The 25,536-nt window shown below is 63.5% G+C and carries 24 protein-coding genes; 18 read left to right on the forward strand and 6 right to left on the reverse strand.

The features are described 5' to 3' along the window. Positions 1–3: 3 nt before the first annotated feature. Genes RFM68_RS27060 through RFM68_RS27070 form a run of 3 tightly spaced genes read right to left on the reverse strand, consistent with a single transcriptional unit; the run spans position 4 to position 2,385 of the window. The gene (locus RFM68_RS27060) at positions 4–1,041 is read right to left on the reverse strand and encodes a phosphotransferase (protein ID WP_320236066.1); all 1,038 of its coding nucleotides are present in this window, start codon (positions 1,039–1,041) and stop codon (positions 4–6) included. Beyond that, entirely contained in the window at positions 1,038–1,523 is a 486-nt protein-coding gene (locus tag RFM68_RS27065) for a MaoC family dehydratase (RefSeq protein ID WP_320236120.1), read from the reverse strand. Before RFM68_RS27065 ends, RFM68_RS27060 begins: the two co-directional genes overlap by 4 nt. A 46-nt stretch (positions 1,524–1,569) precedes the next feature. Continuing rightward, positions 1,570–2,385: an SDR family oxidoreductase gene (locus tag RFM68_RS27070; RefSeq protein ID WP_320236067.1), complete on the reverse strand. Its 816-nt coding sequence runs from the start codon at positions 2,383–2,385 to the stop codon at positions 1,570–1,572. 111 nt (positions 2,386–2,496) lie between these two features. Between RFM68_RS27070 and RFM68_RS27075 the strand changes: the two genes are divergently transcribed. The 6 genes from RFM68_RS27075 to RFM68_RS27100 all read left to right on the forward strand — a co-directional run bounded on the left by RFM68_RS27075 (position 2,497) and on the right by RFM68_RS27100 (position 8,357). After that, complete coding sequence (locus RFM68_RS27075) at positions 2,497–3,741, forward strand: acyl-CoA dehydrogenase family protein (protein WP_320236068.1); 1,245 nt, start codon at positions 2,497–2,499, stop codon at positions 3,739–3,741. A gap of 5 nt (positions 3,742–3,746) precedes the next feature. Then, positions 3,747–4,784: a zinc-binding dehydrogenase gene (locus RFM68_RS27080; protein WP_320236069.1), complete on the forward strand. Its 1,038-nt coding sequence runs from the start codon at positions 3,747–3,749 to the stop codon at positions 4,782–4,784. A 223-nt stretch (positions 4,785–5,007) separates the two neighbouring features. Then, complete coding sequence (locus tag RFM68_RS27085; protein WP_320236070.1) at positions 5,008–6,174, forward strand: glycosyltransferase 87 family protein; 1,167 nt, start codon at positions 5,008–5,010, stop codon at positions 6,172–6,174. Next, positions 6,167–7,135: a glycosyltransferase family 2 protein gene (locus RFM68_RS27090; RefSeq protein WP_320236071.1), complete on the forward strand. Its 969-nt coding sequence runs from the start codon at positions 6,167–6,169 to the stop codon at positions 7,133–7,135. Before RFM68_RS27085 ends, RFM68_RS27090 begins: the two co-directional genes overlap by 8 nt. Continuing rightward, positions 7,132–7,950 (forward strand): ChbG/HpnK family deacetylase, encoded by an 819-nt coding sequence (locus tag RFM68_RS27095; RefSeq protein ID WP_320236072.1) that lies wholly within the window; start codon positions 7,132–7,134, stop codon positions 7,948–7,950. The genes RFM68_RS27090 and RFM68_RS27095 overlap by 4 nt, the downstream gene beginning before the upstream one ends. Continuing rightward, a complete protein-coding gene (locus tag RFM68_RS27100; RefSeq protein ID WP_320236073.1) occupies positions 7,947–8,357 on the forward strand; it encodes a GtrA family protein in 411 nt (136 codons plus the stop codon). The genes RFM68_RS27095 and RFM68_RS27100 overlap by 4 nt, the downstream gene beginning before the upstream one ends. A gap of 101 nt (positions 8,358–8,458) precedes the next feature. Here RFM68_RS27100 and RFM68_RS27105 read toward each other — a convergent pair whose 3' ends face one another. Continuing rightward, entirely contained in the window at positions 8,459–9,283 is an 825-nt protein-coding gene (locus RFM68_RS27105; RefSeq protein WP_320236074.1) for a MurR/RpiR family transcriptional regulator, read from the reverse strand. 145 nt (positions 9,284–9,428) lie between these two features. Here RFM68_RS27105 and RFM68_RS27110 point away from each other — a divergent pair, with 145 nt between their 5' ends. From RFM68_RS27110 to RFM68_RS27165, 12 genes are all read left to right on the forward strand, one after another. After that, a complete protein-coding gene (locus tag RFM68_RS27110) occupies positions 9,429–10,247 on the forward strand; it encodes an N-formylglutamate amidohydrolase (protein WP_320236075.1) in 819 nt (272 codons plus the stop codon). 23 nt (positions 10,248–10,270) lie between these two features. Then, positions 10,271–11,806, forward strand: coding sequence for an amino acid permease (locus RFM68_RS27115; protein ID WP_320236076.1), 1,536 nt, complete (start codon positions 10,271–10,273; stop codon positions 11,804–11,806). An 85-nt stretch (positions 11,807–11,891) separates the two neighbouring features. Next, positions 11,892–13,262 carry a glutamine synthetase family protein gene (locus RFM68_RS27120; RefSeq protein ID WP_320236077.1) on the forward strand — a complete coding sequence of 457 codons (1,371 nt, stop codon included), beginning with the start codon at positions 11,892–11,894 and terminating at the stop codon, positions 13,260–13,262. Between the two features lie 185 nt (positions 13,263–13,447). Continuing rightward, the gene (locus RFM68_RS27125; protein WP_320236078.1) at positions 13,448–14,836 is read left to right on the forward strand and encodes an aldehyde dehydrogenase family protein; all 1,389 of its coding nucleotides are present in this window, start codon (positions 13,448–13,450) and stop codon (positions 14,834–14,836) included. Between the two features lie 18 nt (positions 14,837–14,854). After that, a complete protein-coding gene (locus RFM68_RS27130) occupies positions 14,855–16,027 on the forward strand; it encodes an iron-containing alcohol dehydrogenase (RefSeq protein WP_320236079.1) in 1,173 nt (390 codons plus the stop codon). A gap of 245 nt (positions 16,028–16,272) precedes the next feature. Continuing rightward, complete coding sequence (locus RFM68_RS27135) at positions 16,273–17,379, forward strand: ABC transporter substrate-binding protein (protein ID WP_320236080.1); 1,107 nt, start codon at positions 16,273–16,275, stop codon at positions 17,377–17,379. Positions 17,380–17,439: 60 nt separating this feature from the next. Continuing rightward, positions 17,440–18,354, forward strand: coding sequence for an ABC transporter permease (locus tag RFM68_RS27140; protein ID WP_320236081.1), 915 nt, complete (start codon positions 17,440–17,442; stop codon positions 18,352–18,354). After that, entirely contained in the window at positions 18,351–19,142 is a 792-nt protein-coding gene (locus tag RFM68_RS27145; RefSeq protein ID WP_320236082.1) for an ABC transporter permease, read from the forward strand. Before RFM68_RS27140 ends, RFM68_RS27145 begins: the two co-directional genes overlap by 4 nt. A gap of 27 nt (positions 19,143–19,169) precedes the next feature. Further along, positions 19,170–20,234 (forward strand): ABC transporter ATP-binding protein, encoded by a 1,065-nt coding sequence (locus RFM68_RS27150; RefSeq protein WP_320236083.1) that lies wholly within the window; start codon positions 19,170–19,172, stop codon positions 20,232–20,234. Positions 20,235–20,407: 173 nt separating this feature from the next. Further along, positions 20,408–21,958 carry a cation:proton antiporter gene (locus RFM68_RS27155; RefSeq protein ID WP_320236084.1) on the forward strand — a complete coding sequence of 517 codons (1,551 nt, stop codon included), beginning with the start codon at positions 20,408–20,410 and terminating at the stop codon, positions 21,956–21,958. 79 nt (positions 21,959–22,037) lie between these two features. After that, on the forward strand, positions 22,038–22,943 hold the full coding sequence (locus RFM68_RS27160) for an endonuclease/exonuclease/phosphatase family protein (RefSeq protein WP_320236085.1): 906 nt from the start codon (positions 22,038–22,040) through the stop codon (positions 22,941–22,943). Positions 22,944–22,950: 7 nt separating this feature from the next. Further along, a complete protein-coding gene (locus tag RFM68_RS27165; RefSeq protein ID WP_320236087.1) occupies positions 22,951–23,796 on the forward strand; it encodes an EamA family transporter in 846 nt (281 codons plus the stop codon). A 76-nt stretch (positions 23,797–23,872) separates the two neighbouring features. On the opposite strand, the gene RFM68_RS27170 is transcribed toward RFM68_RS27165, so the two are convergent. Next, the gene (locus tag RFM68_RS27170; protein ID WP_320236088.1) at positions 23,873–25,120 is read right to left on the reverse strand and encodes an MFS transporter; all 1,248 of its coding nucleotides are present in this window, start codon (positions 25,118–25,120) and stop codon (positions 23,873–23,875) included. A gap of 95 nt (positions 25,121–25,215) precedes the next feature. Then, positions 25,216–25,533: a Dabb family protein gene (locus RFM68_RS27175; protein WP_320236121.1), complete on the reverse strand. Its 318-nt coding sequence runs from the start codon at positions 25,531–25,533 to the stop codon at positions 25,216–25,218. Positions 25,534–25,536 lie beyond the last annotated feature (3 nt).

The raw sequence follows: 25,536 nt of genomic DNA on the forward strand, positions 1-25,536 counted from the left end.
TTTTCAGCCGTTCTTGTCGATCAGTTCCACCGCGAGCGCGGCGAGCAGTTTTACCGCCTGGCCGTAGGTCTTTGCCTTTTCCGGATTGGAGGCATTGCCGTCCAGCGCGCGGCGATAGACGCCCTGGCAGATTGCCGCCAGCCGGAAGAAGGAGAAGGCCAGGAAGAAGGTCCAGTTGTCGATCGCCTCGATGCCGCGCCTCCGGCAGTAAGCGGTGACATAAGCCTGCTCGGAAGGCAGGCCTGCTGCAACGCGGTCGACGCCGCCGAGACCGCGGAAGCCCGAGGCATGCGGCAGCCGCCACTGCATGCATTGATAGGCGAGATCGGCGAAGGGGTGGCCGAGCGTCGACAACTCCCAGTCGAGCACCGCGATGATTTTCGGCGCGTCCGGGGCGAACATCATGTTGTCCAGCCGGTAGTCGCCATGCACCAGCGAGACGCGGCCGTCATCGGCCGGCCCATGCGTTTCGAGCCAGGCAATCAGCCGATCCATGTCGGCGATGTTTTCGGTTTCCGAAGCACGGTACTGGCTGGTCCAACGGGCGAACTGGCGCTCGAAATAACTGCCGGGCCTGCCGAAATCGCTCAAGCCGACCGCCGCGACGTCGACATCGTGCAAGGCGGCAAGCGTTGCGTTCATGGCGTCGTAGATCGTTGCGCGCTCGTCATTGCCGGATGCGCCCGGCAGGGACGGATCCCAGAAGATGCGGCCGTCGAGATATTCCATGACATAGAACATGCGGCCGATCGGCGAGTCTTCACCTGAGAGATGCAGCATGCGCGGCACCGGCACCGCCGTGCCGGCGAGCGCCTGCATGACCCGGAATTCGCGGTCGACCTGATGCGCGGATTTCAGCAATTGTCCCGGCGGCTTGGCGCGCAGCACATAGCGGCCGGCGGCGGCGGTCAAGAGATAGGTCGGATTGGACTGTCCGGACTTGAATTTTTCAATCGCGGACAGCCCGGCAAAACCCGGGATATGCGCTTCGAGATAGGGTGCGAGCGCCGCCTCATCGAGTGCGTTGGCGTCGCGCCTCATGCGGTCTCGGGCTGGCGCTCGATCAGCGTCAGGGTCAGCCAGCGCGCGGTCAGCGCCGGCTTCTTCGATCCTTCGATCTCGATGGTCACGTCATGCGCCGTCTGTACCCAGCCGGACGGCCTCACCTTGACATCGGCAAGCACAAAATGGGTGCGGATGCGCGAGCCGGTCTTCACCGGCGCCAGGAAGCGCAGCGTGTCGAAACCATGGTTGACACCCATCTTGCCATTCTCGAGCGGCGGCATGGTTTCGAAGGTCATGGCCGACAAAAGCGACAGCGACAGGAAACCATGCGCAATGGTGCCGCCGAACGGCGTCTCGCGCTTGGCGCGTTCGGGATCGCAATGGATGAACTGATGGTCGTCGGTGGCATCGGCGAACTGGTCGATCATGAGCTGCGTCACCGTTCGCCAGGGCGACACGCCGACCTCCTTGCCGACGCTTGCCAGAAGCGTATCGAGACTGATCGGTTCCACGCTGATGTCCTCCGCACCCCCGCCCGGACTACGATTCCTTGAACCGGGCGCCTTATTCCTTGAACAATGTCATCCCATGCTGCACCGACTGACCGCCGTCGATGGGCAGGATGGCGCCGGTGACATAGCTGCCGGCACGGCTGCACAGATAAAGCGTTGCGCCGGCAATGTCATCCGCCACGCCGATGCGGCCGAGCGGAACATGGTTACCGATATGTTTCGCCTGCTCCTCAGTCGCGGTCGCAAAGGCCGTCATCCGGCTCTGGAACGGACCTGGGGCAAAGGCGTTGACGGTGATGCGGCGGACGGCGAACTCGATCGCCAGCGTACGGGTCAAATGATGCACGGCCGCCTTCGAGGCGGCGTAGGAGTAGGCATCGTCGGCCAGCGGCTGGGTACCCATTACCGAGCCAAGATTGATCACGCGGGCCGGATCCTCGTCGCTTGCGGCGGCGTCGAGCAGCGGCAACAGCTCCCTGGTCAGGTGGAAGACGGCGGTGACGTTGACGCCGAACACCTTGGCCCAGGCGTGGTAAGGGAACTCCTGCAGCGGCGCGCCCCAGGAGATGCCGGCATTGTTGACAAGGACGTGCAGGCGCTCCGTGCGCGCTTTGACTTCGGCGACAAGTGCGGCGATGCCAGCTTCGCTGGACACGTCGCCGGCAAAGCCCTCGGCGCGGCCGGATCCGCCGAGCGCGTTCAATTCGTTGGCGACCTTTGCGCAATCCTCGCCCTTGCGCGAGGCGATCATCACATGAGCACCGGCGCGCACCAGCCCGGTCGCCACCATGCGGCCGATGCCGGTCGCCGCACCCGTCACCAGCGCGGTCTTGCCGGTGACCGAGAACAGCTTGTCCAGATAGCTCATCGCATTCCTCCGCATTCCCGGTCCGCCAGGGAGACTCGCGTTGACAAGGCTAGCCGAAGTACGGTCATCCTTGCCACGGGTAAAGATCTATCTTCGGAAGGGCCGGAAGCGATGGCGGATATGAATCTCGGCATGACCGAGCGGCTGAAGCCGATCCACCGGCGGGTGGCGGCGATGGTACGCGACGAGATCGCGCCGCTCGGCGAAGAGTTCCTCGCCGAGGTCGGCAAGAGCGGCGACCGCTGGAGCTATACGGCGAGGCAGACCGAAATCCTCGAAGGGCTGAAGAAGACGGCGCGGGAGCGCGGGCTGTGGAATTTCTGGCTGACCGATTCCAAACGCGGCTACGGCCTTTCCACCGTCGAATATGCCTATCTGGCGGAGGAGATGGGCAAGGCGCATCTCGGCGCCGAGACCTTCAACTGCTCCGCTCCCGACACCGGCAACATGGAAGTGCTGGAGCGTTACGGATCGGCGGAGCAAAAGCGGGACTGGCTGGAGCCGCTGTTCGAGGGCCGGATACGCTCGGCCTATCTGATGACCGAGCCGGACGTCGCCTCCTCGGATGCCACCAACATTTCGATGCGCTGCGAGCGGCAGGGCGACGACTACTATGTGCTCAATGGCGAGAAATGGTGGGCGTCGGGCGCGGGTGATCCGCGCTGCGCTATCTACATCGTCATGGTCAGGACCGGATCGGACGAGGAGCCGCAGCATCGCCGGCATTCGATGATCCTGGTGCCCGCCGACAGCAAGGGCATCGCCAAGTTGCGGCCAATGCAGGTCTATGGCGACGACGACGCCCCGCATGGCCATATGCATCTGAGGTTCGACAATGTGCGGGTGCCGGCGGAAAACCTGATCCTCGGCGAGGGCAGGGGGTTTGAGATCGCGCAAGGGCGGCTCGGGCCTGGCCGCATCCATCACTGCATGCGCGCCATCGGCCAGGCCGAGATGGCGCTGGAGATGCTGTGCCAGCGTTCGGTGCGGCGCGAGGCCTTCGGCCAGTCGCTGGCCAAGCTCGGCGCCAATTTCGACATCATCGCCGAATGCCGGATGGAGATCGAGATGGCGAGGCTGCTCTGCCTCAAGGCGGCCTGGATGATCGACCAGGGCGATGTCCGCGCCGCCGCGCCCTGGATCAGCCAGATCAAGGTGGTAGCGCCGCGCGTCGCGCTGAAAGTCACCGACGAGGCGGTGCAGATGTTCGGCGCGCAAGGCATCAGCCAGGACACGCCGCTCGCCCGCTCCTGGACGCATTTGAGGACGCTGCGGCTGGCCGACGGGCCGGACGCGGTGCACCGGCGCCAGGTGGCGCGCACGGAACTGAAGAAATACACGCAGGAAAGGGTCTGACAGCCATGACGCTTCCATCGCAAATGCAGGGCCTGCTGCTTGTCGGCGACGGCTATGCAAGGACGCCTTCGGCCGCCGCGCTGGAAGCGACGGAGCCCTATCTCCAGCCCGGCAGCATCGCGGTGCCGGCGCCCGGCCCATCGCAGGCGCTGATCAAGGTCAGCCTCGCCTCGATCAACCCGTCCGACATTGCCTTCATCAAGGGCCAGTACGGCCAGCCGCGGGTGAAGGGCCGGCCGGCCGGTTTCGAAGGCGTGGGCATCGTCGTCGCCACCGGCGATGACGCCTATGCCAGGAGCCTCGAGGGAAAGCGCGTCGCTTTCGCTACCGGCATGTCGAACTGGGGAGCATGGGCGGACTATGCGGTCGCCGAGGCGGCGTCCTGCATTCCGCTGCTCGACACGGTGCACGACGAGGACGGCGCGGCAATGATCGTCAATCCGCTCACGGCGCTGGCCATGTTCGACATCGTCAAGCAGGAAGGCGAGAAGGCCTTCATCATGACCGCCGGCGCCAGCCAGCTCTGCAAGCTGATCGTCGGGCTGGCGAAGGAGGAAGGCTTCCGGCCGGTCGTCACCGTGCGCCGCGACGAGCAGATCCCGCTGCTGAAGGACCTCGGCGCCGCCCATGTGCTCAATGAGAAGGCGGCGGATTTCGAGGCTGCGCTGCGCGAGGTGACGAAGGCCGAGCAGCCGCGCATTTTCCTCGACGCCGTCACCGGCCCGCTGGCTTCCACCATCTTCAACGTCATGCCGAAGCGTTCGCGCTGGATCATCTATGGGCGGCTCGACGCCGAGCCGACGGTGATCCGCGAGCCCGGCCAACTGATCTTCCAGCACAAGCGCGTCGAAGGTTTCTGGCTGGCCGAATGGATGCGGCAGTTCCGCGACCGGCTCGGCCCGGCGGTGCTGGAGGCGCAAAAGCGCTTTTCCGATGGACGCTGGTCGACCGACGTCACTGCGGTCGTGCCGCTGGGCGAGGCGATGGCACGACTGCCGGCCGAACTGGCCAAGCCCAACGGAAAGGTGTTCATCAGGCCGTAAAACAGTCCGCGCGCCGATCGCAGCTGTTCGGTCCGGGCGAATGCCTTTGAACACAAAGCTGTGATCGACGAGCAGGCAGCGGAAAAATGCCGCTGTTGCGCCGTCCTCGTGCCCGCGCCGGTAACAGTCACGCTCGGATGTTCTATTCCACTTCGATGTGATATCTGGCCGGCGCTGAGGGCGGCGATGGGAAAGACGTCCTGGTCGGAATGCGGGGTGCGCTATGACGATAACCAAGCCGGTTTTCGACCGTTTGGGATTCTGGCTGTGGGTCGGGGCGTTTCTGGTTGTGCTCGGCCTGGCGCTATGGTCGCCCAACGCGCGTTCGGTGGTCCATATCTATAAACATGGCAGCGAGGCTTTTCTGAGCCGCCAACCGCTGTATCAGGTCGAAGTCGCCATGGGATATCTATACGCTCCCGCCTTCGCCGTACTCTACGTTCCGCTGCTGAAGCTCGGGCCTTATCTGGGCAAGCTTTTGTGGCACATGCTGGGCTTCGGGGCGCTTACCTTTGCCGCGATGCGTCAGGTGCGCAAGCTCGGCGGCCATGAGCAGACATGGCTGCTGTCCGTCGGTCTCTTCCTTGCCTTGCCGGTGGCGCTGGCAGCGCTTCGCAACGGCCAGGCGACCGTCCTGCTCACCGGGGCGTGCTGGTTTCTGACCCTTTCGGCACTCGAGGGGCGTCGGTCCGAAAGCTTCTTCTGGGCCACGCTTGCGATCATCGCCAAGCCCACGGCGATCATCATGCTGCTTCTGGCCGGAGCGCTGCGTCCCAGGCTGATACCGGCGCTGGTGCTGGCGGTCCTGGTCGTACTCGCCATTCCCTATGGCTTTGCCTCCACCGACTACATCAACGCGCAGTACCATGATTTTTTCCGGATGCTGACTTCGATGACCATCGACCCAACCGGCCCCTTCGTCCCGGCCGACTTCACGGCGCCTTTCACAAGGCTTGGGATGACGGTTCCCGAGTTGGACGCGACGATCGTGCGCGTCGTCGCGGGCCTGCTTACGCTTTGGCTGGTGCTCCAGTTCGACCGCAGGCTGGACCCGAATATCAGCGGGCTCGCCATCTTCCTCACCGCGGCGTTCTACATGTGCGTCTTCAATCCGCGGGTCGAGCAGAACACCTATGCCATGGTGTCGGTGCCCGCCGGCCTCTCCATCGCCCTGCTGTGGCGGGAGAAGGGAGCCGCGACCGTGCGCTGGCTGCTGGCGACGCTCCTCTTCGCTACCGGACTGACCAGTATCGATAGCCGACTGCACGATCTTTTCCACCCGTGGCTCCGGCCAATCAGCATCAGCATAATTGCTTGCGTGCTCATCGGTTGGTTCTGGACGCGAGGCAGGCAGAAGATGCCGACCGCCGGAGCTGTCGCGCATGGCTGAGATGCTCGACGTCATCGCACCGTTCTTCAACGAGGCCGAATCCGCGATTGCGTTCGTCGGGTTGCTCGACAGGCTCGAGGCGGCCGTTGCGGAGCGTTTCGGCATGACTGTCCGCAAGATCCTTGTCGACGACGGCAGCCGCGACGGCAGCGCCGAGAGATTTGCCGCGGCATTGTCGGGCTCCTGGGAGATCGTTCGTCTGAGCCGCAATTTCGGCAAGGAAGCGGCGGTGCTCGCCGGCCTCGATCATTCCCGTGGCGACATGGTCCTGATCATGGATTCCGACCTCCAGCATTCCATGGATATCAGCCTGAAGATGATCGGCGAACTTGTCGAGAACCGGGAGATCGACGTCGTCTACGCGCAGAACGACCGGCGCGAGGCGAGCTGGCGGCGCAGCCAGTTGGCGCGGCTTTTCTACAAGGCGATCAACAGCAGCCAGCGCTTCGATATTCCCGAGAATGCCGGAGACTTCCGTGTCATGCGCGGCGCGGTGGCGCGTGCCTTGACCAGCGTGCGCGACAAGCGCCGTTTCAACAAGGGTCTGTTCGCCTGGGCCGGCTTCCGCCAGAAGGCGGTGCATTACTCGCCGGAAAACCGCGCCAGCGGCACTTCGAAATGGAGCAGGTTCAACCTGATCGCATTCTCCCTGGAAGGGTTCACCTCGTTTTCCGTGATCCCGCTGCGTGTCATCAGCCTCATCGGATCGCTGGCGGCATTTGCTGGTCTTGCCTACGGCGTGAAGGTGCTCTTCGAAGTGCTTTTCTACGGCATCGCGGTGCCCGGCTATCCCAGCCTCATGGTCGCCGTCGTGTTGCTGGGCGGCCTCAACCTGGCACTGCTCGGCCTGATCGGCGAATATGTCTGGGTCACACTCAGCGAAAGCAAGGATCGGCCCGTCTACATCGTGCGCGATGTCCTGCACGGCAACGCCGCCGAGCAGGTCGCCCCCGGCAAATGACCCGGTCGATCCGCCTGATTGCCGACGATTACGGGCTGGCGCCCGGAGTATCGAGCGCCATCCTCGACCTCATCGAGCGCGACCGTCTGACCGGAACAAGCTGCATGACCGGCTTTCCCGAATGGGAAGAGGCGGCGGCGCGCATCGGGCTGTTTCGCCGACGGGCTGCCGTCGGGTTGCATCTGACCCTCACCGATCAGATCGCCGTGACCGGTCCATCCAGCCTGGCGCCCGAAGGCAAGTTGCCCAGGCTCGCTTCCCTTGCATTGCCGGTGCGGCGTGGGCGTATCGACGAGCGGGACATTCATGCCGAGCTCGACACCCAGTACGGCCGCTTCGTCGAAGCGTTGGGTGGTCCGCCCGACTATATCGACGGACATCAGCATGTGCATTTTCTTCCCGTGGTACGAAACTGGTTGTTGGCGCGTTTTGGGGAAAGCGCGCGCAAGCCCGCGCTGCGAGGCGCACCAGGGCTTCCCGGTCTCGACGCGGCGGCCAAGATCGCGGCGATCGCCACGCTGGCCAGGGGCTTCAACAGATCGATGCAGCGGGCTGGCTTTAGCGTGATGACACCGCTCTTGGGCATCTATGACTGGCGGCAGCCGGAGAAATTCGCTCCAACGCTGCGCGCCGCGATCGACAATTTGCCCGAACAAGGGGTGTTCATGTGCCATCCGGGTCATGTCGATGAGACGTTGCGCGCGCGCGACCCGATGCAAGGCGTGCGTGAGGTCGAATTTGCGGTTCTCTCCTCGGAGGGGTTCGGTGCCAGCCTCGACCGGGCCGGAGCCCGCGTCATGGACGCTAGCGCATGAGAAATGCCGGCCAGCCGCAGCGTTCGACCGGCGACAAGATCGTCCGCTTCGCGTTGGTCGGGCTGGTCAACACCGGCATCGACCTCGCCGCATTTTTCCTGCTGCTCAAGCTCGCGGTACCGGCTTTGACCGCCAATGTCGGCGCCTGGTTCGTCGCCGTCCTCTTCTCCTTCGTGGCGAACGGCTTCTGGTCGTTCGAGCGGGACCCGGACATCCGCCTGCACCACTCCTTCCTGCGCTTCGTCTCGCTGGGAGCGCTGATTTCGCTTGGCGTTTCCAGTCTTTCGATCGCCGTCCTGGCCGGGTTTGTCGGCGTGTGGCCGGCCAAGATCATCGGCGTCGTGGTGGCGGCCGTGCTGAACTTCCTGGCGGCACGCTGGTCGATCGAAGGCCGGCTATTCAAATAGCCTAAGTGTTTCACCGTTTCACGGAAACGGCGAAGCGCTCTATCTCTTTGTTTTGACGCAATTCCGGACAGAAAACCGCTCACACGTTTCCTGGAACTGCCCTACCGCAAGCTTTCGAGGTCGCGGATGCGCTTTGCGCCGGCAGCTTCAAGCTGGCTGGTTACAGCACCGATCAGCGTTTCGACGACGACGAAGAGAGCGGCTGACGAGTCCCAGGCCGAAGGCACGGCGGTGCGGCCGGCAATCACATGGCGGGCGAAGCGGGCGATCGGCGAAAGCCACTGGTCGGTGAAGAGAATGATCTGGACGCCGCGCTGATGCGCCTTCTCGGCAAAGCGGATGAGACTTTCCTGGTAGCGGCGGATGTCGAAGATCACCAGCACGTCGCGTTTGCCCATGTCGATCAGGCGGTCGCGCCAGATGCTCTCCTGGCCAGCGAGGTGGTAAACATCCGGCTGGATGATGGCGAGGTGGGCGGCCATGTAGCGCGCCAGCGGATCGGTGAAGCGGCCGCCGATCAGGAAGGTCTTGCCGCGCCGCTCGGCAAGCCGCGCGGCTATGTCGGCGAGCTGCTTATCGGTGAGGTGCCGGAACGTCTCGCGCATATTGTCGAGCGTCGCCTCCAGCATCGGCGAGACGGCGCCGCCTGTCGAGTTCGGATTGAGCGTGCGCGAAGCGGGCGACTGCAATTGCGCCGCCAGCTCATCCTGCAGCGCCGACTGGAATTCGGGATAGTTCTGGAAGCCGAGCCTTGCGACGAAGCGCAGGATCGTCGGCGAGGACACACCGGCCGCGGCCGAGAATTCGGCGACGGTCTTCAACCCGGTCAAAGGATAGTTGGCAATCAGCGTCTGGGCGGCGCGGCGCTCGCCGGCCGGCATCGCGTCGATGCGGTCAGAGATCAGTTCGGCAATGCTGGAAATCATGGTTTTCCCCCGCCCGTTGGCCCGCCGCCGCCGTTTTCCGGAATTCGCGTTTGACAAAGCCGGTTAAACTGTATGAAATCATTCATAGGGACGCAATGAGGCAAAATACGTAACATACGATACAGCGCTCCCAGGGGACGGCAGTATGGAGAAAGCACGGCCCGCCAGCCTTGCACCGTCTGAGACCGTAAGGGTGACCAACCCTGGCGGATCAAGCCCGTTCGTCTTCACCTGCGACCACGCTTCCAACGTCCTCCCCGCCGAATTCGGAACGCTCGGCCTGCGGGCCGAGGAGCTTTCCCGCCATATCGCCTGGGACCCCGGCGCGCTTCCCGTCGCTTGCCGCATGGCCGAGGCGCTCGACGCCACCTTGATCGAGACCCGCTTGTCGCGGCTCGTGATCGACTGCAACCGGCCGCTCGACGCGCCCGATCTCGTTCCGCCGGTCAGCGAGACGACAGCCATTCCCGGAAATTCGGATCTGTCCGACAGGCAGCGCGCCGCGCGGATCGACCTTGCCTGGCGCCCATTCCACGACACGATCGCCCGGATCATCGACGGGCGGCTGACGCGTGGCCAGGAGACGCGTCTGGTGTCGGTGCACTCCTTCACGCCGGTCTACAAGGGCAAGAGCCGGCCCTGGCATATCGGCATCATTCATGATGACGACCGCCGCCTGGCAACGCCCTTGGTCACTGCGCTGCGGCGGCTCGCCGGCGTCACCGTCGGCGTCAACGAACCCTATTCGCCGGCCGACCGTGTCTATTTCACGCTGGAACGGCACGCGCGCTCGCGCGGGTTAGCCTGCGCGATGATCGAAATCCGCAACGACGAGATCGCCGGCGAGACCGGGCAGCGGAAATGGGCGGATCTGCTCACGGGCATATTTTCTGATCTGGAGCCCGAGGAGGCCAGGGGCTCCCGACAACGCGCAGTGGGAAAGTCAGTTCAATCGGCCAGCTAAGAACCAACAGGGGACTTCCAAAAATGAGACCTTCAGAAATCGACAAGTCTGAGGACGTAAAAGTCCTTCACAGCATGGGCTATGCCCAGGAATTGGCTCGCCGCATGAGCGGCTTCTCCAACTTTGCCATTTCCTTCTCGATCATTTGCATCTTGGCGGGTGGCATCACCTCGTTCCCGCTGGCCATGGCCACCGGCAGTGGTTTCGAGGCAACTATCGGCTGGGCGATCGGCGGCGTCTTCGCGCTGGTCGTTGCCGCCTCCCTCGGCCAGATCGGCTCAGCCTATCCGACCGCGGGCGGTCTTTACCACTGGTCCTCCATCCTCGGCGGTCGAGGCTGGGGCTGGGCCACGGCATGGATCAACCTGCTTGGCCTGATCTTCGTCGTCGCCTCGGTCAATGTCGGCGTCTATGCGCTCTTCAAGGACCTCGTCTGGGCCGGCGTGTTCGGCCATGACGTGTCGGCGTGGGGCTATCAGGAGCAAGTGATTGGTGTCGTGATCATCACGCTGACGCAGGCGCTGTTCAACCATTTCGGCATCAAGTTGACCACCGCGCTGACGGACTTTTCGGGCTATCTCATCCTGGTCGTTGCGGTGGTGTTGACCGCGATGTTCCTGATCTGGGGAGCGAGCTGGGATTTCTCGCGACTGACTACTTTCGTCAACAACACGGGTGATGCGGGCGGCGGTTATGTGCCGACGGCACGGACGGCGCTGGTCGCCTTCCTGATCGGTCTTCTCTACCCGCTCTATACCATCACCGGCTTTGACGCCTCCGCTCATACCTCGGAGGAGACCCACAACGCTCGGGTGGCAGTGCCGCGCGGCATGATCCATTCCGTTCTCTGGTCATTGATCTTCGGCTTCGTCATGGCCGTCTCCTTCGTGCTGGCAAGCCCGGATCTGGCGGCGACTGCCAAGGATGGCGGCAACGCCTGGTTCAACCTCTTCAACAATCTACCGGCGCCGTTTTTGCTGAAGAGCATCGTCGCCATCGCGATCGTGGTGGCAAACTACATTTGCGCACTGGCCGGACTAACCTCAACCTCGCGCATGATATTCGCCTTCGCGCGTGACGGCGGCCTGCCGGGCTCCTCGATGTGGAAAACCGTCAGCCCGACATGGCGCACGCCGGTGGCGGCGATCTGGCTTGGAGCCGTGCTCTCGGTCGCAGCGACACTTTACTCGCCGGCTTTCGCCGCGTTGGCGGCTGGCTGCGCCCTGTTCCTCTATGTGTCCTATGCGATGCCGGTTGCGGCAGGCCTATTTGCGGAAGGCAAGACCTGGACCGAATTTGGTCCGTTTCGCCTGGGCATGTGGTCCAAGCCGTTCGCCATCATCACCATCCTCGGCGTTCTGATCCTGATGTATGCCGGTATCCAGCCGCCCTTCGACATCTTGATCAACTATGCCATCGGTTTGATCATCCTTCTTGCGGTACTGTGGTTCGGCCTCGAATCCCGGCGGTTCAAGGGCCCGCCGATTGGCGCCGATATTGCTCGCCGCCAGGCGGAAATCGCGGCAGCCGAAGTGGCCGTCGGCGAGACAGGCCACTGAGACTGCACATCATGGCCATGGCCGGCATCGCGCCGGCCATGGTCTTGTTTCTCCCTCAATCGACAAGCGCTGGAGTGCCAAAGGAATGGCCGGGAATTTCTCGTTCGATCAGTTGAAGAAGGCGGTCTCTAACGGCGAGATCGACACGGTGCTGGCCTGCATCGTCGACATGCAGGGCCGGCTCTCGGGAAAACGCTTCCTGGCTCAGTATTTCGTCGATTCCGCGCATGGCGAGACGCATGGCTGCAACTATCTGCTGGCCTGCGACATCGATATGGAGCCGGTGCCCGGCTACAAGGCGGCGAGCTGGTCGAAGGGCTATGGCGACTTCGTCATGAAGCCGGACCTTTCGACGCTGCGGCGCATCCCATGGCTCGAAAAAACGGCGCTCGTCATCTGCGATGTGCTCGACCATCACACGCATGACGATTTGGCACATTCGCCCCGCGCGATCCTGAAGAAGCAGGTCAAGCGCCTGCAGGAGCGCGGCTATATCGGCTATTTCGCCTCCGAGCTCGAATTCTACCTGTTCAGCGAAACCTACGATTCCGCGCGCAAGAAGCACTGGCAGGGTCTCGATAGCGCCTCGCCCTATATCGGCGACTACCAGATCGGCATCACCAGCAAGGAAGAAGGCGTCATGCGCCGGCTTCGCAACGAGATGGAAGCCGCCGGCATTCCGATCGAGAATTCCAAGGGCGAGTGGGGTCCCGGCCAGGAAGAGATCAATGTGCGCTATGCCGAAGCGCTCGACATGGCCGACCGCCACGTCATCCTGAAGAACGGCGCCAAGGAGATCGCCGATTCCGAAGGCAAGGCCATCTCCTTCATGGCCAAATACAATTACGGACTCGCGGGCAATTCCAGCCACATCCACAATTCACTGTGGAGCGCCGACGGCGGGGCGCCGCTGTTCTTCGACAAAAATGCTGAATGGACACTGTCGAGCCTCGGCCAGCAATGGGCGGCCGGCCAGCTCAAATACGCCAAGGAGTTCACCTGGTTCCTGGCGCCCTACATCAATTCCTACAAGCGCTTCCAGGCCGGCACCTTCGCGCCGACCAAGATTATGTGGAGCGAGGACAACCGCACCGCCGGCTTCCGGCTCTGCGGCGAAGGCACCAAGGGCATCCGAATGGAGTGCCGCATCGGCGGCGCCGACCTCAACCCGTATCTTGCCTTCGCGGCGCTGATCGCGGCCGGCCTTGCCGGCATTGACGAAAAGCTGGAACTGCAGAAGCCCTTCGTAGGCGACGCCTACCAGGCGTCGCAGCTGCCGGAGATCCCGAAGACGTTGCGCGATGCCGCCGAGACGCTGGAAAGCTCCACAATGCTGAAGCGGGCCTTCGGCGAGGAGGTGATCGAGCACTATGTGCACACCGCGCGCTGGGAGCAATTCGAATACGACCGCCGCATTACGGATTGGGAACTGCATCGGGGGTTCGAGCGGTACTAAGGTAGCCCTACGAACGTCAGCGCTGCCCCTCACCCTTACCTTCTCCCCATGACGATCGGGGAGAAGTGGCGCCAACGTTGGAGCACTTCCTTCCCCCGTCCTTACACGGATGAAGTGCCGGCAGCGGATGAGGGCAGCGCCAACTCATACGATTTTCGTTTCTTGGAAGTGCGAGGACTTACAAAATGACCGAGATGGTCAAACTCAAATCCCCCATCGACGGCTCGATCTATGCCGAGCGGCCGGTTGCGACGGACCAGGCGATCAACGCCGCGGTCGAGCGCGCCAGGGCGGCGCAGGAGAAATGGGCGCAGACGCCGGTCGTCGAGCGCGGCAAGTACATGCTGGCGATGCTCGAGGCGCTGGTCGCCATGACCGACGAGATCGTGCCTGAGATCGCCTGGCAGATGGGCCGGCCGGTGCGCTATGGCGGCGAGTTCGGCGGCGTCAAGGAGCGCACCAACTATATGGTCGAGATCGCCGAAGCTGCGCTGAAGCCGGTGATCGCGTCGAATCCGAAGGACGGTTTCCGCCGCTATGTGAAGAAGGTGCCGCTCGGCGTGGTGCTGGTGATCGCGCCGTGGAACTATCCCTACCTCACCGCGGTCAACACCATCGTGCCGGCGTTGATGGCGGGCAGCGCCGTCATCCTCAAGCATGCGGCGCAGACGCTGCTCGTCGGCGAGCGTTTCAGCCAAGCCTTCGACAAGGCGGGGCTGCCCAAGGGCCTGTTCCAAAACATCGTGATGAACCACGCCCAGACCGAAAAGCTGCTCGGCTCCGGCAAGATCGACCATGTCAACTTCACCGGATCGGTCGGCGGCGGCCGTGCCATCGAGAAAGCCGCGGCCGGCACCTTCATGACGCTCGGCCTCGAGCTCGGCGGTAAGGACCCGGCCTATGTGCTGCCAGACGCCAAGATGGATCATGCGGTCGCCAATCTGGTCGACGGTGCCTTCTTCAATTCCGGCCAGTGCTGCTGCGGCATCGAGCGCGTCTATGTGCATGAGAAGGTCTATGACGAGTTCGTCGAAGGTTTTGTCGCTGAGACCAAAAATTATGTCGTCGGCAATCCGCTGGAGCAGGCGACCACCATGGGCCCGATGGCGCAGGCGCGCTTTGCCGACCTGATCCGCGAGCAGAAGGCCGAGGCGCTGCGCAAGGGCGCCAAGGCGCACATCGACATGAAGGTCGAGAACGACAGAGCCGGTTCGCCCTATCTGGCGCCGGAGGTGCTGACCGACGTCGACCATCAGATGAGCGTCATGCGCGAGGAAAGCTTCGGCCCGATCGTCGGCATCATGAAGGTGCGCAACGACGAGGAGGCGATCGCGCTGATGAACGACAGCCCCTATGGGCTGACGGCTTCGATCTGGACGCGCGACACCGAGCGCGCGATTGCCATCGGCGACCGCGTCGAAACCGGCACGGTGTTCATGAACCGCTGCGACTATCTCGACCCGGCGCTGGTCTGGACCGGTGTCAAGGATACCGGCAAGGGCGCCGCGCTCTCGGCCATCGGCTACGACAATCTGACCCGGCCGAAATCCTATCACCTGCGTGAAGCCATTTGATCTTTCGAAAGACAAACCATGTCCAAGCTCATCTCCAAATGGAACTACCCCACCACCGTCCGCTTCGGCGCCGGCCGCATCAAGGAATTGCCGGATGTGCTCGCTGCCACGGGCATCAAGCGGCCGCTCTTCGTCACTGATCCGGGCCTGGCCAAACTGCCGGTCGTCGCCTCGACGCTGAAGATCCTCGACGACGCCAAGGTGCCCTATGGCGTGTTTTCCGAGGTGAGGCCGAACCCGGTCGAGACGAACCTCACCGCCGGCATCGCCGTCTTCAAGAAGGGCAAACATGACGGCGTCATAGCCTTCGGCGGCGGCTCGGCGCTCGACCTCGGCAAGCTGATCGCCTTTCAGGCCGGGCAGACGCGCCCGCTATGGGATTTCGAGGATGTCGGCGACTGGTGGACCAGAGCCAATTCCGACGCCATCGCACCGATCATCGCGGTGCCGACCACCGCCGGCACCGGTTCGGAGGTCGGCCGCGCCGGCGTCATCACCAATGAGGCGACCCACACCAAGAAGGTCATCTTCCATCCGAAGCTTCTGCCGGCAATCGTCATTGCCGATCCTGAACTGTCGGTCGGCATGCCTGGCTTCATCACTGCCGGCACCGGCATGGACGCGCTTGCGCACTGTCTCGAAGCGTATTGCGCACCGGGCTACCACCCGATGGCGGACGGCATCGCGGTGGAAGGTATCCGCCTGGTGTTCGAAAACCTGCCCAAGGCTTTTGCCAACGGCAAGGACCTTGTCGCGCGCGCGCATATGATGAGCGCTGCCGCCATGGGCGCCACTGCTTTCCAGAAGGGACTGGGCGCCATCCACTCACTGTCGCATCCGATCGGCGCGCTCTACGATACCCATCACGGCATGACCAATGCGGTGTTCATGCCCTATGTGCTGGCCTTCAACCGCGAGGCGATCGAGGACCGTATCGCCCGGCTCGCCGCCTATTGCGGCATCAGGGGCGGCTTCGACGGCTTCGCCAAGGCGATCGTCAAGCTGCGCAAGGAACTCAAGGTGCCGCACGCGCTGCCCGGCCTGATCAAGGGGCTCGACATGGACAGGAAGCGCAAGGCGCTGATCGCCGACATGGCGGTGGTCGACCCGACGGCCGGCGGCAACCCGGTGAAGCTGACCAAGAAGGCGGCGCTGACGCTGCTCGAAAATGCGATTGCCGGCTCGGTCTGAGAGCCGGCTTGCAATGCCTAGAAGTTGAAACGGAAGACACCGGGAAGGGGAGGCAAGGGGCACAAAATCAAGGCGGCTAACCATTAGCCGGAAAATTAAGCGCGGGCTAATTGCTACAGTCCGTTAAAAAGAGTTAACTTTTTGTGCCGCGGGGCTCGGGTTTCAAAAAGCCTTCATCTGGCTGTCACACGAAAACGATACCCGCATCGCAGGCGCCCAGCGCGCCAGTTCAACGGAGAGAACACATGTTCAAGTTCACGGGGAAAGTGCTTTCCCTCTCGGCCGCGGCGCTCTTTGCGTCGACGGTGATTTCGTCCGCCGCTTCGATGGACGATCTCGTCAAGGCCGCGAAGGCTGAAGGCCAGCTCACCACGATTGCGCTTCCGCATGACTGGTGTGGCTACGGGGCAGTGATCGACGCATTCAAGGCTAAGTATCCGGAAATCAAGATCAACGAACTCAACCCGGACGCCGGCTCGGGCGACGAGGTCGAGGCGATCAAGGCCAACAAGGACAACAAGGGCCCGCAGGCGCCCGACGTTATCGACGTCGGCCTGTCCTTCGGCCCATCCGCCAAGAAGGACGGCCTGATCCAGGCGTACAAGGTGTCGACCTGGGATTCGATCCCGGACAGCGCCAAGGATGCCGAAGGCTACTGGACCGGCGACTACTACGGCGTGCTGTCCTTCCTGGTGAACAAGGATCTCGTCAAGGAAGCGCCGGCCGACTGGGCCGACCTTTTGAAGTCGGACTATGCCAACACCGTCGCGCTCGCCGGTGATCCGCGCGCCTCGAACCAGGCCATCCAGGCGGTCTACGCAGCCGGCCTTTCCGGCGGCGCTGCCGCTGGCGAAGCTGCCGGCATGGCCGGCCTCGACTTCTTCAAGAAGCTCAACGCCGCCGGCAATTTCGTGCCGGTCATCGGCAAACCGGCGACGCTCGCTCAAGGCCAGACCCCGATCCTGGTCACCTGGGACTATAATGCGCTTGCCGGCCGCGACACGCTGAAGGGCAACCCGCCGGTCGACGTCGTGGTGCCGAAGACGGGCGTCGTCGCCGGCGTCTACGTGCAGGCGATCAGTGCCTTCGCGCCGCACCCGAACGCCGCCAAGCTCTGGCTCGAGTATCTCTACTCCGACGAGGGCCAGATCGGCTGGCTGAAGGGCTATTGCCACCCGATCCGCTTCAACGACCTCTCCAAGAACGGCAAGCTGCCGGCCGACGTGATGGCCAAGCTGCCGCCGGCCGAGGCCTACGCATCGGCCGTCTTCCCGACGCTCGACGAGCAGGGCAAGGCCAAGGAAGCGATCACCAAGAACTGGGACGCCACTGTCGGCGCCAACGTGAAGTAACATTGTGATATCGGCCGGGCGGCCCGGGCCGCCCGGCTTTCTCCACACGGTAACCGGCGCATGACCGATCTCTCGCTATCCAACAAGGCCATTGCGGGAAAGACCGCGCCGCCAGCCGAGGCGCGCAGCCTCAGGCTGCCGACGCAATGGCTGGGCGTGGCGCCGTTCTTCGTCTTCGCCATCATGTTCCTGATCCTGCCCACGCTTTACCTGATGCTGGGCGCCTTCCAGAATGATGCCGGCGAGTTCACGCTCGAAAACATGGTGGCTTTGGCGCAGCCATCGATCGTCGCGGCCTACTGGATCTCGATCAAGGTCAGCCTTGCCTCGGCGCTGATCGGTGCCTTTGCCGGTCTGGCGATCGCCATCGCCATCGTGCGCGGCGGCCTGCCCGAATGGATCCGTTCGGCGACGCTGACCTTTTCCGGCGTCGCTTCCAATTTCGCGGGCGTGCCGCTGGCCTTCGCCTTCCTTGCCACGCTCGGCCGGCTCGGCCTCGCCACAGTGATCCTGAACACCCTATTTGGGCTCAACATCTATGCGCACGGCTTCAACATCCTGTCCTTCTGGGGCCTGACGCTGACCTACGTCTATTTCCAGATCCCGCTGATGGTGGTCATCATCACGCCGGCGATCGACGGGTTGAAGAAGGAATGGGGCGAGGCTGCGGCGACGCTCGGCGCCACCACCGCGCAATACTGGCGCATGGTGGTGATCCCGGTGATCTGGCCGAGCTTTCTCGGTACCGTGATCCTGCTCTTCGCCAATGCATTCGGGGCGATCGCCACCGCCTATGCGCTGACCGGCTCGTCGCTCAACATCGTGCCGATCCTGCTCTATGCGCAGATTCGCGGCGACGTGCTGCACAATGCCCATCTCGGCTATGCGATCGCCTTCGGCATGATCGTCATCACCGGCCTCGCCAATGTCTTCTACATCTGGTTCCGGACACGCTCGGAGAGGTGGCTGAAATGAAGACCGGACGCTTCTGGGCCTGGGCCATTTTCATCCTTGGCGCAGCCTATTTCTTCATCCCGCTGATCGCGACCGTGGAATTCTCGATGCGCATGCGGCGCGGCGCCTATTCCTTCGACGCCTACCAGATCGTTTTGGGCGACCCGCGCTTCCAGGCAACGTTCCTCTATTCGGTAATCGCCGCCATCTTCACCATCGTCCTCGGCGTGCTGATCGTGGTGCCGGCCGCCTACTGGATCCGTCTGCGCCTGCCGCAGTTGCGGCCGATAGTCGAGTTTATCACGCTGTTGCCGCTGGTCATCCCGGCGATCGTCATCGTCTTCGGCTACATCAGGATGTACGGCTCTAATTCGCCGCTGCCGTTCCTGGGCAGCGATCTGGGGGCCAGCGCCTTGCTGGTGATTGGCTATGCCACGCTGGCGCTGCCCTATATGTACCGCGCCGTCGATACCGGGCTTCGCACCATCGACGTGCGCACGCTGACGGAAGCGGCGCAGATCCTCGGCGCCGGCTGGGGCACGATCGTCACCCGCGTCATCTTGCCCAATGTGCTGATCGCGGTGTTGTCGGGCGCGTTCCTGACCTTCGCCATCGTCATTGGCGAGTTCACCATGGCGAGCCTGCTCAACCGGCCGGCCTTCGGTCCTTATCTGCAGAATATCGGCGCCAACCGGGCCTATGAGCCGGCAGCACTTGCCATCATCGCCTTCGCCATCACCTGGGGCTGCATGTCGCTGATCCAGATTCTCTCCCGCTTCGCGCCAAAATCGGCGAACCGCCCGAACTGACGAAAGCACCGACCGAAAGAATAAGCCATGGCCGAGCCGTTCCTCTCCATTCAGCGCGTGCGAAAATCCTTCGGAGCCACTACCGTGGTCGAGGATTTCAACCTCGATGTCGAACCCGGCGAGTTCGTCTCCTTCCTCGGCCCATCCGGCTGCGGCAAGACGACGGTGCTGCGCATGGTCGCCGGTTTCGAGGAGCCTTCGGCCGGCAAGATCGTGGTCGGCGGCAAGGACATCACCAGGCTGAAGCCCAACCAGCGCAATGTCGGCATGGTGTTCCAGGCCTATGCGCTGTTCCCGAACCTTACGGTGGCGCAGAACATCGCCTTCGGCCTCAAAGTGGCCGGCATGTCGAAGCCCGACGCGGACAGGCGCGTCGCCGAGATGCTCGATATGATCAAGTTGCCGCAGATGGCCGACCGCTATCCCTATCAGCTTTCCGGCGGCCAGCAGCAGCGCATCGCGCTCGCGCGGGCGATTGCCCCGAAACCCAAACTGCTTCTGCTCGACGAACCACTATCGGCGCTCGATGCCAAGGTGCGCGTGTCGCTGCGCGAGGAAATCCGCTCGATCCAGAAGAAGCTCGGCATCACCACCATCTTCGTCACCCATGACCAGGAAGAGGCGCTGTCGATCTCGGATCGCATCGCGGTGATGTATGGCGGCAAGGCCGAGCAGGTCGGCACGCCCTTCGAGATATACAACCGGCCGGCGACCAAGTTCGTCGCCAATTTCGTCGGCACGCTCAATGTGCTGGAGGGCAAGGTCACCGATGCGTCCACCGGCAAGGTGCAGGTCAACGCCCAGGAAGTCTCGCTCAAGGGCAAGCTCAACGGCTCGAAATCCGGCGATACGTTGTCGCTGGCGCTGCGCCCCGAGGCGATTTCGCTGGCGCGCCAGCCCGGCCACGACACCAGCCTGTCGGGCGAGATCGCCGAAGTGCATTTCCTCGGCTCGGTCATCCGCGTGCGCGTCGGCATCGGCGGCAATACGGTGTCGCTCGACACCTTCAACAACTCGGCGACGCCGCCGCCGGCCGTCGGCGACAAGGCCGACATCTCTTTCTCGTCGGGCGATATGCTGGTTCTGCACTGACGGCCGGTTTGTCTCGGCGTCGATAGGATAGGCGACCGTTGCGCCGGCCGATAAGGTGCAATCCCATCAATCGGCCCCGCGACCTGCCCAGCCACCACAGCCTTGTCGGATAAATCAACAGTATCCTGTCTCAGGGTACTGCCAAGCTTCGTGCTTCGCCGCTACGATGAGCCATGGCGCTGTTCGAACTCACCCTTGTCTTGCTGCTCATTGCCGTCGTACTGACGGCGGTATCGCGATGGCTGGAAGTGCCTTACCCGTCGCTGCTGGCGCTAGCCGGGGTTGGGATTGCCTTCGTGCCAGGCGCGCCGATGATCGAGATCGATCCGGAACTGGCGCTCGCCCTGTTCATCGCGCCGGTGCTTCTCGATTCCGCCTATGACACCTCGCTGCGCGACCTGAAACGCTACCGGCTGTCGCTGGTCTTGCTCGCGCTCGGCGCCGTCATCTTCACCGCCGTGATCGTTGCCTTTGTCGGCTGGAAGATGGCCGGCCTGCCGATCGCGGCGGCGATCGCGCTCGGTGCCATCGTCGCGCCGCCGGATGCTGTGGCGGCAAGCGCGGTGCTCAACCAGTTCAAGGTGCCGCACCGTCTCACCGCGATCCTGCAGGGCGAGAGCCTGCTCAACGACGCCACGGCGCTGTTGATCTACCGGATATCGGTTTCGGCCGCCATCGGCTCGCTCATGTTGAAAGACGCCGTGCCGGTGATTCTGTTGGCGACGGTCGGCAGCGTCGTGGCCGGCTATCTGTTCGGCCGGATCTCACTGCTCACGCTGACGCGCATCGAGGATGCGGCAAGCAGCACCGTGGTGCAGTTCGCCGGAACCTTCGCCGTCTGGATCATCGCCGACAAGCTCGGGCTTTCGGCCATCATCACCATCGTCGTCTATGCCATCACCATCGCGCGCACGGCGCCGCGGCGAATGTCGGCCAGACGCCGCGTCAGCACCTATTCGGTCTGGGAATCGGCGGTGTTCGTGCTCAACGTGCTGGCTTTCGTGCTGATGGGCCTGCAGGCGCGGTCGATCGTCGGCCGGCTCGCGGGCGACGGGCAAGGCGAAGCCTTTGTCTTCGCCGGAACGGTGCTGGCCGTCGTCATCGCGGCGCGTCTCGTCTGGGTGACAGGTTACGTTGCCGCGATAAGGCGCTTTGCCCGCTTCGACGAAGAGCAAAGACGGGATGGCCCGACATTTCGCGGCGCCGCGCTTGTCGGCTGGTGCGGCATGCGCGGGCTGGTGACGCTGGTCGCGGCCATTGCCCTGCCGGCCGGCTTTCCCGGCCGCGACCCGATCGTGCTTGCCGCCTTCTCGGTCGTGCTCGGCACGCTGGTCCTGCAAGGCATGAGCCTGAAGCCGCTGCTGCGCCGGCTCAACTTCGAACCCGACACGACAGTCGACCGCGAGGTGGCCGAGGCGCGCGTCGCGATCATGCAGGCCGCACTCGACGTGCTGAGCCGCAAGACGTCGGCCGCCGCAGCAGTCGTGCGTGAACAGTATGAGGCGCAGCGACAGGTCGCGGAAAACCCGGAGGACGCTCAAGCGGCGACCGAATACGACCGGCTGCGCCTCTATGCCATCAAGCGCCAGCGCGACACGCTGGAGGAGCTGCGCAGCAACGGTACGATCGGCGACGAAGCCTATCACCGCCTGGAAGAGGAGATCGACTGGGCCGAACTGGCGGCGTCGCCCGCCGGAAGCTACCAGCCGCTCACCACCTATTAGAGCAATTGCGGTCGGAAAACCGCTCACACTCTTCCTGGAATTGCGCTACTGCCATCATCGGAAGTGAGCCGGTTAATCAATGAAGCTGATCAGCTACAACATCCAGTATGGCTACGGCAGCGACGGGCGGTACGATCCCGCACGCTCCGCCGGGCTGGTGGATGGCGCCGACATCATCGCGTTGCAGGAGGTCGAGCGGCATTGGCAGCGCAGCAACGAAGACGACCAGCCCGAAATCCTGTCCAGGTTGCTGCCCGACTATTACTGGGCCTACGGCCCCGCCTTCGACATGGACGCCAGCCAGAAGCGGGATGGGCGCATCGTCAACCGCCGGCGGCAGTTCGGCACGATGGTGCTGTCGAAGCTGCCGATCGTCTGGTCGCGCCTGCACGCACTGCCGCTGCGGCGCACGCTCAGGCCGCTCAACACCCGCAACGCGGCGCTGGAATGCATGATCCGCACGCCGGCTGGGCCGGTGCGGGTGCTCTCGCTGCACCTGGCGCATGTCGCGGCCGAGGAGCGACTGGAGCAGATCGACTATCTGCTTGCCGAGCATCGACGCGCGCCGTCGGACGGTGGCCCCTGGAGCGGCGTCGATGACGAACCGCAGCGCAACTGGTCGAACGGCCAGCCGGAACCGGAAAACCCGCTGGCGGCGATCTGGCTCGGCGACTTCAACATGGAGCCGGGCAGCGCCGAGCATCGGCGCATCGTCGGCTCGACGCCCTATCATCGCGGTGCTGCCTATATCGACGGCTTCGTCGACGCGGCTGCCGTCGCCAAAGAACCGGCATCCGACTTCCACACGCATGAGAAGATCATCGACGGCAGGCTCGCCAAGCGCCGGCTCGACCATTGCTTCGTCGGCGGCATGCTGGCCGAGCGGGTGCGATCGATCGGCGCCGATATCGGCGAAGTCGCCTCGGATCATTTTCCGCTCAGGGTCGACATCGATCTGGAAACGCCCGGCATCGCTGGCGGATGAACAGGGCATGACGCTTTTCGTTTTTTTCGCGGTGCTTGCCGCAGCCGCCATGCATGCGATCTGGAACGCGCTGGTCAAGGTGCATCTCGACCGCTTCCTGTCGATTACGCTGATGACGCTCGGCATGGGATTTGCGGCACTTTTCGCGCTGCCTTTCGTCGAGGTACCGAAGGCGGAAATCTGGCCTTACATCATCGCTTCGGTGATCTTCCACATGGGCTACCGGACCTTCCTGATCGGCGCCTATAAGGCCGGCGATTTCGCCCAGACCTATCCGCTGGCGCGCGGCACCGCACCTCTGCTGGCGGCACTTGGCGGCATGGTCGTCGTCAGAGAGGTTCCGGCGCCGCTCGCCATCCTCGGCATCGTGCTTCTGTCGGGGGGAACGCTGGTGATGTCGTTTCGAGGCGGCGTCCATCTCGAACGTTTCAATCTTCGCGCGGTCGGCTTCGCGCTCGGTACCTCGATCTTCATCGCCAGCTACACGCTCTCCGACGGCAGCGGCGCGCGGCTGGCGGCAACCGCGCAAAGCTATGCGGCCTGGCTGTTCATCTGCGATGCAGCCGGGGCGCTCGTGCTGTGTGTCATCTTTCGCGGACCGCAATCGCTGCCTGTGCTGGCGCGTGACTGGAAGGCCGGGCTGTTCACCGGCGTGCTCAGCGGCGCCGCCTACTGGATCGTCATGTGGGCGATGACCAAGGCGCCGATCGCCTCTGTAGCGTCGCTGCGCGAGACCTCGATCCTGTTTGCCATGATGATCTCGGTCTTCGCGCTGGGCGAGAAGATGACGGGCTGGCGCGGTGCTGCCGCGCTCAGCATCGTCGCCGGCGTCGTCGCGCTCAGACTCGGATAGAGCGGGTCGCCGTTTCACGGGAACGGCGACCCGCTCTATCTCTTTGTTTTGACGCAATTCCGGACGGAAAACCGCTTCACACTTTTTCTGGAATTGCTCCAGCCTCATGATCCAACACCGTCATCACTTGCCCGCGCCTCTCCGGGCTAAAACGGATGACGATGATGATGCAGACAGCGACCACGCCGGCAAACAACGCAAGGGCGTAGCCATAGCTGCCGCCGGGCGCCTCGGCGATGCCGGCCTGATAGGGTCCGCCATAGGACGCCGCGAGATTGCCGGCCTGATAGATGAAGCCGGGCAAGGTCGCGCGCACGGCGCCCGGGGACAACTCGTTGAGATGCACCGGGATGACGCCCCAGGCGCCTTGCACCGCCACCTGCATGACGAAGGCGCCGAGCGCCAGCATGAACGGCGTCGTCGTATAGGCCCAGAGTGGAATCGCCGGCAACGCAATCACGCAGGCGAGCGTGATGGCGTTGATGCGGCCGATCTTTTCCGACAGCGCGCCGAAGGCCAGTCCGCCGACGATGGCGCCGATATTGGCGACGATGGTGATCCAGCTCACCGTGTGCGGGTCAAAGCCGTGCTGCTTCTTCAGGAAGGTTGGGTAGAGGTCCTGCGTGCCGTGGCTGAAGAAGTTGAAGAACATCATCAGCACCACGGCATAGAGCGCGATGCGCCAGTGCTTCCGCAGCGTCTCAAGGAGACCCGGCCGCGTCTGGGCACGGCCTTCGACAAAGGCGGGCGATTCCGGCACATGCGAGCGGATGAAAAGCACGATCAGCGCCGGCACGAAGCTCAAGAGGAACATGGCGCGCCAGCCGAACGTGAACTCGCCGATCTTCTGGCCGTAGAGCAGGCCGTAGACCACCGCCGCCAGCAGGTAGCCGGCAGGATAGCCGCATTGCAGGATACCCGAGACCATGCCGCGGGCGCTCGGCGGAATGGATTCCATGGCAAGCGAGCTGCCCAGACCCCATTCGCCGCCCATGGCGATGCCGAACAAGGCGCGCAACGCCAGGAATATTCCGAGATTGGGCGAGAAGGCGGCGAGCGCGCCGATCACAGAATAGCTGACGATGTTAAGCATCAGGATCGGCTTGCGGCCGTATTTGTCGGCAAGCATGCCGAAGAAGAACGCGCCGATGAAACGCGTCGCCAAGGTCAGGAACAACGCTTTCGAGACCGCCGGCACATCGGTCTGGAACTCAGCCGCAATATCGGTGAGCAGGAAAGTCAGAAGGAAGAAATCAAAAGCGTCGAGCGTCCAGCCGAGGAACGATGCGATTACGGTTTTCTTCTGTTCGGTGGTGAGGTTCAAGGCGGTCCTCCTTTTGCACCCCCCCAAAAGGAACGATATGTTCCAGGGCGGGCAAAAGAGAACCGTTGGGTTTGCCGGTTTTTGGAAACCGGCGGTCACATTTGCGTAAACTCGAGGTCGATGACCATCAACCCTTCTGTGCCGCCATCGAGGGCGGCGACCAGGCGCGCGCCGGCGCGCTGGTGCGCCTCATGCACGAGATAGGCGTCGCGGGCGGCGGCATCGCGAAAATCGATGGTGAAGCCGTGGGTGAAGCCGCGCGCGAACGGCTCCGGGCTGACATTGGCGCTGAAATGCACCTTGCCCATGCCGTCGATGACGGTGCGCAGCGCTTCGAGGCCGGCATGGATCGCCGCGCGCTCGGTTGCGGGAACGTCGTCGCGAAAGCGGACAAAGACGCAATGCCGGATCATCAT

Origin of the sequence: Mesorhizobium montanum (genome assembly GCF_033977145.1) — a bacterium.
GTDB classification, from domain to species: Bacteria; Pseudomonadota; Alphaproteobacteria; order Rhizobiales; family Rhizobiaceae; genus Mesorhizobium; species Mesorhizobium montanum.

What these genes read in the sequence shown, in the direction of transcription:
- RFM68_RS27060 (WP_320236066.1), bottom strand. Translation starts at nt 1,041, where the DNA reads ATGAGGCGCGACGCCAACGCACTCGATGAGGCGGCGCTCGCACCCTAT.
- RFM68_RS27070 (WP_320236067.1), bottom strand. Translation starts at nt 2,385, where the DNA reads ATGAGCTATCTGGACAAGCTGTTCTCGGTCACCGGCAAGACCGCGCTG.
- RFM68_RS27075 (WP_320236068.1), top strand. Translation starts at nt 2,497, where the DNA reads ATGGCGGATATGAATCTCGGCATGACCGAGCGGCTGAAGCCGATCCAC.
- RFM68_RS27080 (WP_320236069.1), top strand. Translation starts at nt 3,747, where the DNA reads ATGACGCTTCCATCGCAAATGCAGGGCCTGCTGCTTGTCGGCGACGGC.
- RFM68_RS27085 (WP_320236070.1), top strand. Translation starts at nt 5,008, where the DNA reads ATGACGATAACCAAGCCGGTTTTCGACCGTTTGGGATTCTGGCTGTGG.
- RFM68_RS27090 (WP_320236071.1), top strand. Translation starts at nt 6,167, where the DNA reads ATGGCTGAGATGCTCGACGTCATCGCACCGTTCTTCAACGAGGCCGAA.
- RFM68_RS27095 (WP_320236072.1), top strand. Translation starts at nt 7,132, where the DNA reads ATGACCCGGTCGATCCGCCTGATTGCCGACGATTACGGGCTGGCGCCC.
- RFM68_RS27100 (WP_320236073.1), top strand. Translation starts at nt 7,947, where the DNA reads ATGAGAAATGCCGGCCAGCCGCAGCGTTCGACCGGCGACAAGATCGTC.
- RFM68_RS27105 (WP_320236074.1), bottom strand. Translation starts at nt 9,283, where the DNA reads ATGATTTCCAGCATTGCCGAACTGATCTCTGACCGCATCGACGCGATG.
- RFM68_RS27110 (WP_320236075.1), top strand. Translation starts at nt 9,429, where the DNA reads ATGGAGAAAGCACGGCCCGCCAGCCTTGCACCGTCTGAGACCGTAAGG.
- RFM68_RS27115 (WP_320236076.1), top strand. Translation starts at nt 10,271, where the DNA reads ATGAGACCTTCAGAAATCGACAAGTCTGAGGACGTAAAAGTCCTTCAC.
- RFM68_RS27120 (WP_320236077.1), top strand. Translation starts at nt 11,892, where the DNA reads ATGGCCGGGAATTTCTCGTTCGATCAGTTGAAGAAGGCGGTCTCTAAC.
- RFM68_RS27125 (WP_320236078.1), top strand. Translation starts at nt 13,448, where the DNA reads ATGACCGAGATGGTCAAACTCAAATCCCCCATCGACGGCTCGATCTAT.
- RFM68_RS27130 (WP_320236079.1), top strand. Translation starts at nt 14,855, where the DNA reads ATGTCCAAGCTCATCTCCAAATGGAACTACCCCACCACCGTCCGCTTC.
- RFM68_RS27135 (WP_320236080.1), top strand. Translation starts at nt 16,273, where the DNA reads ATGTTCAAGTTCACGGGGAAAGTGCTTTCCCTCTCGGCCGCGGCGCTC.
- RFM68_RS27140 (WP_320236081.1), top strand. Translation starts at nt 17,440, where the DNA reads ATGACCGATCTCTCGCTATCCAACAAGGCCATTGCGGGAAAGACCGCG.
- RFM68_RS27145 (WP_320236082.1), top strand. Translation starts at nt 18,351, where the DNA reads ATGAAGACCGGACGCTTCTGGGCCTGGGCCATTTTCATCCTTGGCGCA.
- RFM68_RS27150 (WP_320236083.1), top strand. Translation starts at nt 19,170, where the DNA reads ATGGCCGAGCCGTTCCTCTCCATTCAGCGCGTGCGAAAATCCTTCGGA.
- RFM68_RS27155 (WP_320236084.1), top strand. Translation starts at nt 20,408, where the DNA reads ATGGCGCTGTTCGAACTCACCCTTGTCTTGCTGCTCATTGCCGTCGTA.
- RFM68_RS27160 (WP_320236085.1), top strand. Translation starts at nt 22,038, where the DNA reads ATGAAGCTGATCAGCTACAACATCCAGTATGGCTACGGCAGCGACGGG.
- RFM68_RS27165 (WP_320236087.1), top strand. Translation starts at nt 22,951, where the DNA reads ATGACGCTTTTCGTTTTTTTCGCGGTGCTTGCCGCAGCCGCCATGCAT.
- RFM68_RS27175 (WP_320236121.1), bottom strand. Translation starts at nt 25,533, where the DNA reads ATGATCCGGCATTGCGTCTTTGTCCGCTTTCGCGACGACGTTCCCGCA.